We start from the raw sequence: 12551 nt of genomic DNA on the forward strand, positions 1-12551 counted from the left end.
ACGCCGCCAGCTTTCGTCCTGAGCCAGGATCAAAATCTCCAAACAAAAACCACTCACAAAAATAGAGAAAGAATTCAAATCAGAGAAAATCTGACCAAAGCAAGACACCAAAAACTGGCATCAAAAAACCACGTCCCAACACGGGGCGTCGAAACGCGGCAAAAAAACAACAACAAAAACAAAACCACCAAACACACTATTGAGTTCTCAAACAACACCCGTGAACAGGCAACCCTGCCACTATACTCCGCGGCACAGGGGCGGTCAACTCGCCACCGTTCCGCGCAGGATCGGTGAGAGTTGTTATGTCGCAACTATTCTACGCGCTCGATCTCGGCTCCGAGACTGCTCAGATTTTCCACGAACAGCGGATAGCCGCGGTCGATGTGAAACACGTCGTGCACCTCGGTGTCGCCGTCGGCCACCAGCCCGGCCAACACCAGGCCGGCGCCGGCGCGGATGTCCGATGACCACACGGGTGCACTCGACAGTTGCGGCAGGCCTCGCACGACGGCATGGTGCCCATCGGTGCGGGCGTCGGCGCCGAGGCGGATCATCTCCTCGACAAAGCGGAACCGTGCCTCAAATACGTTCTCGGTAATCATCGATGTGCCGTCGGCAATCGAAGCCAGGCCGATCGCCATCGGCTGCAGATCCGTCGGGAACCCGGGGAACGGCAGCGTTGCGACATTGACGGCCTTCGGGCGCTCGTACTGCGTCACCCGGAAACTGTCGTCGGTCTGGGTGACCGTGGCGCCCACGTCGTGCAGTTTGTGCAGGACGACCTGGAGGTGCGCCGGATCGATCCCGGTCACCGTGATGTCACCACGGGTCATCGCCGCGGCGATGCCCCAGGTGGCCGCCACAATCCGGTCGCCGATGACGCGATGCTCGGTCGGATACAGCCGCGGGACACCGGTGATCGTCATCGTGGGCGAGCCCGCACCTTCGACCTGAGCACCCATCTGGTTCAACATCGTGCACAGGTCCACCACGTCGGGTTCGCGCGCTGCATTGTGAATCGTGGTGACGCCTTCCGCCAGCACCGCGGCCATCAGGATGTTCTCGGTGGCTCCGACTGACGGAAACTCCAGCTGAATCTCCGCTCCCCGCAAGGCATCTGCCTGGGCGACGACACAGCCGTGCTCGATATTGCAGACAGCTCCCAGTTGCCTCAGCCCCGCCTGATGCATATCCAGCGGACGTGACCCGATGGCGTCACCGCCTGGCAGTGCGACTTTGGCTCGCTTGCACCTGCCGACCAGGGGGCCGAGGACGCAGACCGAGGCTCGGAACTGGCGCACTGCGGCAAAGTCTGCGTCGTATTTCGGCTCGTCCGGGGAGGTGATGCGTACGGTTGCGCCAGACAGTTCGACCGTGGCACCCAGGCCCCTCAGCACCTCGGCCATCAGCGGGACGTCAAGAATGTCGGGGCAGTTGGTGATCGTGCTGGTGCCTTCGGCGAGAAGGGCTGCAGCCATCAACTTCAGAACGCTGTTCTTCGCCCCGCCAACAGCGACTTCGCCTGACAACCGGCTGCCACCGGTCACAACGAATCGCTCGGCCACCCGGGTTAGTTTAGTGAAGCGGTTTCGCCCTGTCAGTCGGCATGGCGGTCCGAGCGGTACGGTTTTTAGTCATGGCGGTACACCTGACTCGCATCTATACCCGCACCGGCGACGACGGCACCACCGGCTTAAGCGATTTCTCGCGGGTCTCCAAGAACGACGCGCGGTTGGTGGCCTACGCCGACTGCGACGAAGCCAACTCGGCGATCGGTGTGGCGATCGCGCTAGGACACCCGAAGCAACAACTGACAGATGTCTTACGGCAAATCCAGAACGACCTGTTTGATGCCGGCGCGGATCTCTCGACACCAGTTGTGGAGAATCCCAAGCATCCTCCGTTGCGCATCACGCAGTCATACGTCGATCGACTCGAGACGTGGTGTGACGAGTTCAACGAGGGCCTGCCTGCGCTGAACTCCTTTGTGCTCCCTGGCGGTTCACCGCTTTCCGCGCTCCTGCATGTCGCTCGCACTGCGGTGCGACGTGCAGAGCGTTCGGCGTGGTCTGCGATCGACCAGCACCCATCGGATGTCAGCCCGCTACCCGCTAAGTATCTAAACCGATTGTCCGACTTGCTGTTTATCTTGTGCCGACTGGCCAACCCTGGCGGCGACGTGCTGTGGCAACCGGGCGGCGGACAGGCCAGCCAGCCCAAGAAGTAAAGCTGAAGATCAGACGCTGCGGCGGCGCGCGCGCGGCGAAGGACGTGACTCCAGCCACGACTGGAAAGCGGTCAAAGCGCCGCGGTCCAGGGCGATTTCATAACCCGCCCTTCGCTCTTGCATCGTGTCGCGCAGTTCCAACACGATGATCTCTTCCGTCATGATGTCGAATTCGTCACCGCGTGGCGAACGCCGCGACACCATCTCCACACCTCGCCTGTTGAGCCGGCGATCCGGCCATAGCCGAACACTGGACAATCGGTAGAAGGCGGCATCACGACCCCGGTAGCGGATCACGCCGTGGCGCCAACCATGGCCCCCGACAGCGGGGATGTCCCGCATGATCGCCGCGGTCCCGCCCTGACGCAGCTTCCACAAGCGATAACTCAAGGCGACGACGGCAATTCCCAACACGGCGACGAGCACGACCATGGTAATCATGAGCGTGCTCATCGGCGCGGCCCGCTAGTCGAGCGCGCCGACAGCGCGCAGTCTGGCTCGCCCCCGGGCGGCGACCCGAGGATCGTCTGACTCGGAATCTTGTTTCGCCGTAGACTCGTCGATCTCCGATTCGAACTCCGCGGATTCAGCGAGGATGCTCACGCCTTCCTCGGTCACCGACATAAAGCCGCCGTCCACCGCGATGCGCAGATCTTTCTCGCCGTCACGTTCGACACGAACCATGGCGTCGTCAACCAGTTGCGCTACCAGCGGGATATGCCGTGGCAGGATGCCGATCTCGCCAACGGTGGTACGGGTGAAGACGAACGTCGCCTCACCCGACCAGATTTTCCGGTCGACGGCCACGATCTCCACTTTCATCTCGGCCATCTCAAACTCGATTCATCACAGCTTGGCGCCGAAGCTTTCGGCCTTCTTCGCCAAGTCGTCGATTCCGCCGATCAGGAAGAATGCCTGCTCGGGCACATGGTCGAAGTCGCCCTTGGTGAGTTTGTCAAAAGCCTCGATGGTCTCCTTCAGCGGCACGGTGGAACCTGGCTGGCCGGTGAACTGCTCGGCCGCCATCATGTTCTGCGACAGGAACCGCTCGATGCGTCGCGCCCGGTTGACCTGTTGCTTGTCCTCTTCCGATAGCTCGTCGATACCCAGAATCGCGATGATGTCCTGAAGGTCCTTGTAGCGCTGCAGGATCCGAATCACTTCCTGTGCCACCCGATAGTGCTCGTCGCCGACCACCGAGGGGTCCAGGATGGTCGAGCTGGACGCCAGCGGGTCCACCGCAGGGAAGATGCCCTTGGAGAATACGTTGCGGGACAGCTCGGTGGTGGCGTCCAGGTGTGCGAACGTCGTCGCCGGCGCTGGGTCGGTGTAGTCGTCGGCGGGCACGTACACGGCTTGCATCGAAGTGATGGACTTGCCACGGGTCGAGGTGATTCGCTCCTGAAGCTCACCCATTTCGTCGGCGAGCGTGGGCTGATATCCCACCGCCGAAGGCATTCGGCCGAGCAGTGTAGATACCTCGGATCCGGCCTGGGTGAATCGGAAGATGTTGTCGATGAACAACAGAACGTCCTGGCCCTGCTCATCGCGGAAGTACTCGGCCATCGTCAACGCCGACAGGGCCACTCGCATACGGGTGCCGGGCGGCTCATCCATCTGACCGAACACCAGTGCGGTGTCCTTGAGTACGTCGGCTTCGCCGAGCTCGACCCACAGGTCATTACCCTCGCGGGTGCGCTCCCCCACACCGGCGAACACCGAAGTACCACCGAAGTTTCGGGCGATGCGGTTGATCATCTCCTGAATCAGAACCGTCTTGCCCACGCCGGCACCGCCGAACAGCGCGATCTTGCCACCGCGCACGTAAGGCGTCAGCAAGTCGACAACCTTCAGACCCGTCTCGAGCATCTCGGTGCGCGGCTCCAGCTCGTCGAACGGTGGTGCCTTGCGGTGAATGGGCCAGTGATCGAAGTCTTTTCCGTAGCCCGGCTCGTCCAGGCAGTCGCCGAGCGCGTTGAACACGTGGCCCTTGACACCGTCACCGACCGGAACCGAGATCGAGTCTCCGGTGTCGATAACCTCGACGCCACGCACCAGCCCATCGGTTGGCTGCAGCGAGATGGTGCGGACCAGGTTGTCGCCGAGGTGCTGCGCGACCTCCAGCGTCAATGTCTTGGCGAGCGCCTTGAACGTGACATCGGCGTGCAGAGCGTTGAACAGCTGCGGTACGGAACCACGCGGAAATTCAACGTCGACGACCGGTCCGGTAACCCGCACGACGCGGCCGTTGGTGTCGGTGCGCTTGGAACTCTTGGACTTTTGAGTGGTAGCAGCCATATCTTTTTCGCTTCCTGGTGTGGCTTATCCGGCGGCGTCGGCGAGCGCGTTTGCGCCACCGACGATTTCGCTGATTTCCTGGGTGATCTGGGCCTGCCGCTCACGGTTGGCCTGAAGGGTGAGGTCCTTGATGAGATCGTCGGCGTTGTCGCTAGCCGACTTCATTGCCCGTTGGCGCGATGCCAACTCCGATGCAGCCGACGCGAGCAGCGCCGCATATACGCGGGTCGTCAGGTACCGCGGCAACAGCGAGTCGAAAAGCGTCGTCGCATCCGGCTCGAATGAGTACAACGTGTGCGGTTCCCGGTCGTCCTCGACATACTCCACAACCATCGGTGCAATGCGGTGTGCTTCCGCCGACTGCGACATCATCGACTTGAACTCGGTGTAGACAATGTGCAGCTCATCGACACCCTCAGGGGCGTCTTGCCCCTGAGGTTCACTGTCGTTCTCTACCCCGACCATGAAGGCGTCCACCAGTGTCTCGGCCACCTTGGTCGCATCTTCGTAGCTAGGTCGTTCCGAAAAGCCCGTCCACGACTCGCTGATGTCCCAGTTTCGGAATGAGTAGTAGCCCAGTGCTTTACGCCCGACGGTGTAGAGCACCGGCGTTTTGCCGTCTTCTCGCAGCCGCGAGAAAAGCTCTTCGGCTCGGCGGAAGGCGCCGGAGTTGTATGCGCCACAAAGGCCACGGTCCGACGAGACCACCAGCACGCCAGCCCGTTTCGGCTCCGGGCGCTCGACTAGCAATGGATGGTCCAGCGCGGCTTCCTCGGCCAGGGTGGTGAGCATGTTGGTGATCTCGGTGGCGTAGGGCCGGGCCTCCTCGAGCCGGGCCTGCGCCTTGCCGATACGCGACGTCGCGATCATTTCCTGTGCCTTGGTGATCTTTTTGATCGACCCGGCGGAACGGATCCGGCCCCGCAGTTCGCGAAGTGTGGCAGCCATCCTCTATTACTTCTTCTTCTGCTCCGGTGGCGCGGGCTTGTGAACCTGCACAGCTTCTTTCGCCACTTTTTCCTCGTCGAGGGCTTCCACGTGCTCGTCGGGCACCACCGAGCCACCGCCGGTGGCCGCGAAGCCCTTCTTGAAGTCCTTGACCGCTTTGGTTAACTTGTCTTCCGTCTCCTCCGACAGTTTTTGGGATTCCCGGATGTCCGAGAGGATGCCTTCCTCGGAAGCCCGGATGTGGTCGAGGAACTCGGTTTCGAAGCGCCGCACGTCTTCAACTGGGACTGAGTCAAGGTGACCACCGCTACCGAGGAAGATTGCGACCACCTGCTCCTCAACCGGCACCGGCTGGTTTTGCGGTTGCTTCAGCAGCTCGACCAACCGTTCACCGCGCTCCAACTGCGCCTTGGACGTTGCGTCGAGATCGGAAGCGAACGCCGCGAACGATTCCAGCTCGCGGTACTGGGACAGATCCAGGCGCAGCGAACCGGCGACTTCCTTCATCGCCTTGATCTGCGCCGCACCGCCGACACGGGAGACCGACACACCAACGTTGATCGCGGGCCGGACACCCTGGTTGAACAGATCGGACTCCAGGAAGCACTGCCCGTCGGTGATGGAGATGACGTTGGTCGGGATGTAGGCCGAGATGTCGTTGGCCTTGGTCTCGATGACGGGCAGCCCAGTCAACGAACCGCCGCCCAGCTCGTCGGACAACTTGGCGCAACGCTCCAGCAGGCGTGAGTGCAGGTAGAACACGTCACCGGGATAGGCTTCGCGGCCGGGTGGGCGGCGGAGCAGCAACGAGATCGCCCGGTAGGCTTCGGCCTGCTTGCTCAGGTCGTCGAACACGATCAACACATGCTTGCCCTGATACATCCAGTGCTGAGCGATGGACGAACCAGTGTATGGCGCAAGCCATTTGAAGCCAGCAGAGTCTGATGCGGGCGCGGCGACGATCGTTGTGTAGTCCATCGCTCCGCCCTCTTCCAGCGTGTGGTGGACGGCGGCGATTGTGGTGCCCTTCTGCCCGATGGCCACATATACGCAGCGCACCTGCTTGTCCTCGTCACCGCTTTCCCAGTTCTGCCGCTGGTTGAGGATGGTGTCCACGCACACTGCGGTCTTGCCGGTCTTGCGGTCGCCGATGATTAGCTGACGCTGTCCGCGCCCGATCGGGGTCATCGCATCGATGGCCTTGATCCCCGTCTGCAGTGGCTCTTTGACGCCCTGGCGCTGCACCACCGAGGGGGCCTGGATTTCCAGCGCCCGACGTTCGTCGGACTCGATGTCACCGCGGCCGTCGATCGGCTGGCCGAGAGGGTTGACCACCCGACCGAGGAACCCGTCGCCAACCGGCACCGACAGCACGTCGCCGGTGCGCTTGACCTGCTGGCTCTGTTCGATTTTCTCAAAGTCACCCAGGATCACCGCGCCGACGCTGTGCTCATCGAGGTTGAGCGCCACGCCCAAAACCCCGCCGGGGAATTCAAGAAGCTCCTGGGTCATCACGGACGGTAGGCCCTCGACGTGCGCGATACCGTCGCCGGCGTCGACGACCGTGCCGACCTCCTCCCGCGCGGTGTCGGAGGTAAAGGAGCTAACGTATTCTTCGACCGCGCCCTGAATGTCTTCAGCGGAGATTGTCAACTCTGCCATGGCTTTTCGTTCTTCCTGCTTGTCGATGGTGTGGTGTGTCAGTCTGGCAACTGAGTTTGGGCGGCGGCGAGACGCGACGAAAGCGTACCGTCGATGACCTCGTCGCCGACCGAAATTGCGAGCCCGCCGAGCAGCTCTGGTTCGATTTGCATCTGCGCTTTCACCGGATGGCCATAGATCCGGCTTAATACTTGGGCCAAGCGTTCCCGCTGGGCGTCGCTGAGTTCGGCGGCCGCCTTGACGTGTGCGACGACTTCGCCGTGGCGGGCCACGGCCACTTCGGCCAGCGTGAGTACGGCCACCTCGACCGGTTGACCTCGTAACAACTCGACTGTCTTCGCGAGCAGGTCAACGGCGACGGGATTGACCCTGGTGCTTGCATTTTTCAGTACGTTGCGCAGCAACTCGACCCGGCTGTCCGCCGGTGCTTGGTAGTCACCCAGCAATATGGAAAGGCGCGGCTGGGCATCCAGGGTGCGGCTGAACCAGAACAACTGGTCTTCCACTTCGTCGATGGTGCCGGCATGTTCGGCGCGCATCAGTAAGGCGTGTCGCAACGCAAGCTCGACAGCGGCGACCAGATCGGCACTGGCCGACCACCGTTGTGAGACGGCCGTTTTGAGGATGTCGAGCGCCTGCTCGCCGACTTTGTCGGATACCAGACGCTCGAGCAGCCGGACTCTGGGTCCCGCGTCCTCCGCCGGGACGGTGAGATATCGGGTGACGACGGCCTCGCGGTCCAACAGCGCAGCGACCGACGCCAATTCGTCCGCGAGCGTTGATAGCCCGCGGTCCTCTAGATTCTTGGCTACCTCACCGAACCGCTTCATCACCGCGTCCAGCGCCAGCCGGCTGGCCGAACGCATTTTCGCCGCGACGGGGTACTCGATGTCCGCCTCAGTGGGCGCCATCGCGTCCAGGCCGTCGAGAAAGCGGTCGACCGTAGCCGACTGCTGCTCCGAGTCGGCAACATAGCCGCGGACCAATTCGCCTGCCCGCCGCACCGATTCGGCGCCGAAATCCTGCCGCAGCTGGCGGACGAGCTGCCCACGCAGCAGCTCGACCTGCTTGGCGCCCTGGACTTTAATGCGCTCGACCTCGACGTCAGCCTGAGCCCGCAGTTGTTCGGCAATGCGTTCGGCGTCGGATTGAGCCTCTTCGGTAATCCGCTTTGCCTCCGCCTTCGCGTCTTTCTTGGCCTTGTCGTGGGCTTCGCTGGCTTCCGCGAGCCGATCGGCGGCAGCTGCAGCGTCGTCTAACTGTTGACGCACCACGCTCTGCCGATCGGTCATCATTTTGCGCACCGGCGGCACGACATAACGCCATACCAGCAACACGATGGCGACGAAGCCGACCAGCTGCCCGATGAATGTCGACATCTTCCCTACCGACCTGACCCGGTAGTGGTGACTGACGTGGTGATCTCGACGCCCAGGATGCGGCTGGCCAAGGTCGTGGACATGCTTTCCACACGAGAGCGCAAATCAGTGGCCACCGCGTCTCCGTCGCGCTTGAGTTGGTCGGCAGCGTTTTGCAACGTCGTGGAAACCTCTTCCTCGGCGCGGCTGCGCATTTCGTCGAGCACCTTGCGGCCGTCTGCCCGAGCGTCGTCACGGGCCGCCGACGCCTTGACCCGAGCTTTGGACATCGCCTTCTCGTAGTCCTCCGTGGCGGCGGCGAACTGCTCGGCCGATTTCTTGTTGTCGGCCAACGTCTTGGTGACCATGTTCTCGCGCTCGTGCAACACCCTCATGATCGGCGGCACCACGAAGGTGCCGATCACGCCGAGCACGATCAGGAAGATGACCAGCACAACGAAGAAGGTGCCGTTGGGCATGAGGAAGTTACCCTCAGCCTGGCTGGCGGCAGCCACGACGACAGCGCTCATGTCACCCATCTCGACTATTTACTTGACCGGCGTGGCGAACACGAACAGCGCCATGAAGGCCAAGTTGATGAAGTACGCGGCCTCGACCAGACCGACCGTGATGAAGAACGGAACGAACAGTCGGCCTTGCGCCTCGGGCTGGCGGGCGATACCGGAGATCAGTGCGTTACCGGCGACACCGTCACCGATACCGGCGCCGATGGCGCCCCCGGCCATGATCAGTCCACCGCCGATGAGCGCGCCGGCAGCGATTGTGGGGTTCATTGCTTATCCTCCTTGATATTTGGTAGTGGTCTACCAGGTCTGTAGCGGTGCGGAAGCCGGGACTTTGTCACCGTCCTAATCGTGTTCCCCTTCTAGCTCCATCGATTGACTGAAGTACAAGACGGTCAGCAGCGCGAAGATGAACGCCTGGATCGCACCGACGAATAGGTCGAACGCCTTCCAGATCGCGTTCGGCGCCCACAAGATATACGGCGGGAACAGCGCGATCAGCGCGACCAGGATGCCGCCGGCGAAGATGTTGCCGAAAAGTCGGAGCGACAGCGAGATCGGCTTGGCGAGTTCTTCAACCACATTGATCGGCGAGAAGATAACCCCGACAACTTTGGGCAGGGTGTCCCACACGTGCCCCTTGACGATCTTGGCGGGGTATCCGAGGGGACCGCTGCGCCAGATGCCAGCCAAGTGGTAGCAGAGGAACACAAACAGTGCCAGCGCCAGCACGTAGTTGATGTCCGACGCCGGCGGGGCAAACAGCTCTTTGGGACTCCCACCCGCCTTATCGGTGTACTGCACGGGCAGCACCGAAAGCCAGTTGGAGATCAAGATGTAAACGAAAAGTGTGACGGACAGTGGCAACACGAACGGCGCTATCCGCATCCCGATCGCGGATTCGATCTGGTTGCGCATCTGGATGGTGATCGCTTCGAAGAACAGCTGCACCCCGCCCGGCACCCCGCTCGAGGTGACCTTGGCGCGCAAGAAGAATGCCAGCGCGATGACGATGACAGCGGCGAGGGCAGCGGACGCTACGGTATCGAGATTGACGGTCAAACCGAATAACCGCGCCGTCTCGTGATGGCCGACCTCGATGGCGCCCTCAGCCAGCAGCATCTCAGTCATCGCTGTGTCCCATCCCTTCAGCACCGTCGGCAGCCCCGTCACGCAGCTTCTTCCATACCGGCAGCGCCGTCGATGCCACCAGCAGTACCTGGAACAGCGCAAGCCCAAACACCACGCCCAGCCCGTCGGGCCGGAAGACGAACGCGACAGACAGTCCAATCACGGTGATGATCATCAGCCGGCTGGCCGAGTTCATCGCCATCTTCTTCTTCAGTGGGTGCGCCTCGGCAGTGATCGCCGCGACCGAGCGCTGCACGCCGAGGGCGTTGAGCAAACCCAAGACGAGTCCCACGCCGAAGAACACACCGACCATTGGGTGGCCGAGCGAACCCGCGGCGGCGACCGCCACGAGCGTCAGTACGAGCGAGATGGCGAGGAGGCGAATTGGCCGAAACGCAACCGAGGGAAACACCAACGGCGCGTCCTGCGCTGGTGTTGTCACTGCTGCACCTCAGTCCTCGTTAGGGGGGAGTTGCCTGGTTGAACGTTGCGTGGCCCGTTGAGCGTATCGGAGCGCAATCAGCGCACTCGCATCACCCAAGGGACTACTCCCCATTGTCGGTCGTACGTCCGTCCAAACGGAGGTGAATCCGATGGCCGGTGGCCGGCAACCCGCGAGGTTTATTCGGGTTCTACCAGCACCGTACCACATTGCGGGCTACCCTACTACTCCTCGTCGTAGACGTCGTCACGGCGTCGTAGCAGCGGGATCAACGTGGCGATAATCGCGATGGCGATGGCACCCAGCATCACTGCCGCGGTATCGCGAGGGTTGAAGAAGATTGTGCTCGCGGCGCCGAACGCGACTATGCCCACCCACAAATAGATGATCAGCACCACGCGTCGGTGCGAGTGACCGATCTGCAGCAGCCGATGATGCAGGTGCATCTTGTCGGGGCTGAAGGCGCTACGACCCGCCCGAGTACGCCGCACAATTGCCAGCAGCAGGTCGAGCATTGGCACGAACATGACTGCCACGACCAACAGGAACGGCGACAGCAGAGCAAACACGTCACGGGCGCCGTAAGCGTTCTGCGAAATCGGTCCGGCGGCCGTTGTCGACGCGGCGGCCAACATCAGGCCGATCAGCATCGAACCGGAATCACCCATGAAGATCTTGGCTGGATGGAAGTTGTGCGGCAGAAAGCCGAGGCACGCCCCGGCAAGCACCACCGAAATGACCGCCGGCGGATAGAACAGGACGTCGCCGCCGTGATCGCGCAGAAGGCCGACCGAGAACATGCAAATCGCCAGGGCGGTGATCAGTCCGAGCCCGGCGGCCAGCCCGTCGAGACCGTCGACGAAGTTCATCGCGTTGACGATCGACACGGTCAGCGCCAGCGTGAGCAGGATCGAGGAGGCTTGGTCCAACACGATGGTGCCGACGCCGCCGAGCGGAATGTAGAGGACGCTCCAGGCCACCCCCATGGTGACCAGCACACTGGCCGCGGTGATCTGACCGGCGAACTTCGTCAGCGCATCCAGACCCCAGCGATCATCGATCAGGCCGATGCCCATGATCACCGCGCCGGACACCAGCACCGCGGGCATGCCCGAGGAATAGACGAAACCGCGTGTCAAAGCGGGCAGCTGCGATGCGAGAAATACCGCCGCGATGACGCCCAGATACATCGCCAGGCCGCCCATCCGCGGCGTCGGCGTCACGTGCACATCGCGTTCGCGTGGATAGGCAACCGCGCCGAGCCGGGTCGCCAGCAGGCGCACCGGTCCCGTCGCAAAGTAGGTGATGATCGCGGCAGTGAGCCCGACGAGCGCCAGCTCACGCAACGGAACGCCGGCGCCACGGTCGGATAAGGCGAGCAGACCGCCGGCCAGGTTGTACTGCACCACGTCTGTATTCAATTGCCGCGCGGGTCAGCCGGTCAAACTCGCGGCGTCCAGGCCGAGCACCGCGGCGATACTTTCCGCGCTGATCGGTCCGGGTCGGAGGATGCGTGGTCGGGTATCGGTGAGGTCGAGGATGGTCGAGGCTGCCTGCTGTGCGGAAGGACCGGCGTCGAGGTAGACATCGACGCGGTCGCCGAGCTGTTCGCGCGCGTCGTCGGCGTTGACGGCCGGCGGACGACCGGAGATGTTGGCGCTGGATACCGCCATCGGCCCGACCTCACGCAGCAGCGCGATGGCTACCGGATGCAGCGGCATCCGCAGCATTACCGTGCCGCGGGCATCGCCGAGGTCCCACTGCAGCGACGGCGCCTGCCGGACCACCAGGCTCAGCGCGCCCGGCCAGAACGCACGGATCAGATCACGCGTTGCCTGGGGCACCATCAGGGCAAGACCCTCGATGGTGTGCCAGGAGCCAACCAGCACCGGCACTGGCATGTCGCGGCCGCGACCCTTCGCCGACAGCAGTGCGGCCACCGCCGCGCTGTCGAAAGC

At 62.7% G+C, this 12551-nt stretch carries 15 protein-coding genes; 2 read left to right on the forward strand and 13 right to left on the reverse strand.

Annotated features, from left to right (window positions below; genetic code table 11):
- The coding region (locus WB785_RS18325) for a hypothetical protein (RefSeq protein WP_424080716.1) at window positions 1–297 on the forward strand (297 nt) is incomplete at its 5' end.
- A 17-nt stretch (window positions 298–314) separates the two neighbouring features.
- On the opposite strand, the gene murA is transcribed toward WB785_RS18325, so the two are convergent.
- Entirely contained in the window at window positions 315–1568 is a 1254-nt protein-coding gene (gene murA / locus WB785_RS18330) for a UDP-N-acetylglucosamine 1-carboxyvinyltransferase (RefSeq protein ID WP_424080717.1), read from the reverse strand.
- 71 nt (window positions 1569–1639) lie between these two features.
- Here murA and WB785_RS18335 point away from each other — a divergent pair, with 71 nt between their 5' ends.
- On the forward strand, window positions 1640–2230 hold the full coding sequence (locus WB785_RS18335; protein ID WP_424080718.1) for a cob(I)yrinic acid a,c-diamide adenosyltransferase: 591 nt from the start codon (window positions 1640–1642) through the stop codon (window positions 2228–2230).
- A 9-nt stretch (window positions 2231–2239) separates the two neighbouring features.
- On the opposite strand, the gene WB785_RS18340 is transcribed toward WB785_RS18335, so the two are convergent.
- From WB785_RS18340 to WB785_RS18395, 12 genes are all read right to left on the reverse strand, one after another.
- Window positions 2240–2683 carry a DUF2550 domain-containing protein gene (locus WB785_RS18340; RefSeq protein ID WP_424080719.1) on the reverse strand — a complete coding sequence of 148 codons (444 nt, stop codon included), beginning with the start codon at window positions 2681–2683 and terminating at the stop codon, window positions 2240–2242.
- 12 nt (window positions 2684–2695) lie between these two features.
- On the reverse strand, window positions 2696–3061 hold the full coding sequence (locus WB785_RS18345; protein ID WP_424080720.1) for a F0F1 ATP synthase subunit epsilon: 366 nt from the start codon (window positions 3059–3061) through the stop codon (window positions 2696–2698).
- 15 nt (window positions 3062–3076) lie between these two features.
- Window positions 3077–4528, reverse strand: a complete 1452-nt coding sequence (atpD, locus tag WB785_RS18350) for a F0F1 ATP synthase subunit beta (protein ID WP_424080721.1) — start codon at window positions 4526–4528, stop codon at window positions 3077–3079.
- Window positions 4529–4552: 24 nt separating this feature from the next.
- Window positions 4553–5476, reverse strand: coding sequence for a F0F1 ATP synthase subunit gamma (locus WB785_RS18355; protein ID WP_424080722.1), 924 nt, complete (start codon window positions 5474–5476; stop codon window positions 4553–4555).
- Between the two features lie 6 nt (window positions 5477–5482).
- Window positions 5483–7138, reverse strand: coding sequence for a F0F1 ATP synthase subunit alpha (atpA, locus tag WB785_RS18360; RefSeq protein WP_424080723.1), 1656 nt, complete (start codon window positions 7136–7138; stop codon window positions 5483–5485).
- Between the two features lie 38 nt (window positions 7139–7176).
- Window positions 7177–8517: a F0F1 ATP synthase subunit B/delta gene (locus WB785_RS18365; RefSeq protein WP_424080724.1), complete on the reverse strand. Its 1341-nt coding sequence runs from the start codon at window positions 8515–8517 to the stop codon at window positions 7177–7179.
- Window positions 8518–8522: 5 nt separating this feature from the next.
- Window positions 8523–9035, reverse strand: a complete 513-nt coding sequence (locus tag WB785_RS18370; RefSeq protein ID WP_424080725.1) for a F0F1 ATP synthase subunit B — start codon at window positions 9033–9035, stop codon at window positions 8523–8525.
- A 9-nt stretch (window positions 9036–9044) separates the two neighbouring features.
- Window positions 9045–9290, reverse strand: coding sequence for a F0F1 ATP synthase subunit C (locus tag WB785_RS18375; protein ID WP_331516282.1), 246 nt, complete (start codon window positions 9288–9290; stop codon window positions 9045–9047).
- A gap of 75 nt (window positions 9291–9365) precedes the next feature.
- Entirely contained in the window at window positions 9366–10151 is a 786-nt protein-coding gene (gene atpB, locus WB785_RS18380; RefSeq protein WP_424080726.1) for a F0F1 ATP synthase subunit A, read from the reverse strand.
- On the reverse strand, window positions 10144–10593 hold the full coding sequence (locus WB785_RS18385; protein WP_424080727.1) for an ATP synthase subunit I: 450 nt from the start codon (window positions 10591–10593) through the stop codon (window positions 10144–10146). Before WB785_RS18385 ends, atpB begins: the two co-directional genes overlap by 8 nt.
- Before the next feature lie 224 nt (window positions 10594–10817).
- Window positions 10818–12014 (reverse strand): UDP-N-acetylglucosamine--decaprenyl-phosphate N-acetylglucosaminephosphotransferase, encoded by a 1197-nt coding sequence (gene rfe / locus WB785_RS18390; RefSeq protein WP_424080728.1) that lies wholly within the window; start codon window positions 12012–12014, stop codon window positions 10818–10820.
- 12 nt (window positions 12015–12026) lie between these two features.
- On the reverse strand, window positions 12027–12551 hold a 525-nt coding region (locus tag WB785_RS18395), incomplete at its 5' end, for an L-threonylcarbamoyladenylate synthase (protein WP_424080729.1).

It is taken from the genome of Mycobacterium sp., assembly GCF_049585075.1.
In the GTDB taxonomy this organism is placed as follows: domain Bacteria; phylum Actinomycetota; class Actinomycetes; order Mycobacteriales; family Mycobacteriaceae; genus Mycobacterium.

Excerpts from the sequence above, each read along its gene's own strand:
- atpB (WP_424080726.1), bottom strand. The coding sequence starts at position 10,151 with ATGACTGAGATGCTGCTGGCTGAGGGCGCCATCGAGGTCGGCCATCAC.
- WB785_RS18370 (WP_424080725.1), bottom strand. The coding sequence starts at position 9,035 with ATGGGTGACATGAGCGCTGTCGTCGTGGCTGCCGCCAGCCAGGCTGAG.
- WB785_RS18365 (WP_424080724.1), bottom strand. The coding sequence starts at position 8,517 with ATGTCGACATTCATCGGGCAGCTGGTCGGCTTCGTCGCCATCGTGTTG.
- atpA (WP_424080723.1), bottom strand. The coding sequence starts at position 7,138 with ATGGCAGAGTTGACAATCTCCGCTGAAGACATTCAGGGCGCGGTCGAA.
- WB785_RS18335 (WP_424080718.1), top strand. The coding sequence starts at position 1,640 with ATGGCGGTACACCTGACTCGCATCTATACCCGCACCGGCGACGACGGC.
- WB785_RS18345 (WP_424080720.1), bottom strand. The coding sequence starts at position 3,061 with ATGGCCGAGATGAAAGTGGAGATCGTGGCCGTCGACCGGAAAATCTGG.
- WB785_RS18375 (WP_331516282.1), bottom strand. The coding sequence starts at position 9,290 with ATGAACCCCACAATCGCTGCCGGCGCGCTCATCGGCGGTGGACTGATC.
- WB785_RS18355 (WP_424080722.1), bottom strand. The coding sequence starts at position 5,476 with ATGGCTGCCACACTTCGCGAACTGCGGGGCCGGATCCGTTCCGCCGGG.
- atpD (WP_424080721.1), bottom strand. The coding sequence starts at position 4,528 with ATGGCTGCTACCACTCAAAAGTCCAAGAGTTCCAAGCGCACCGACACC.
- WB785_RS18340 (WP_424080719.1), bottom strand. The coding sequence starts at position 2,683 with ATGAGCACGCTCATGATTACCATGGTCGTGCTCGTCGCCGTGTTGGGA.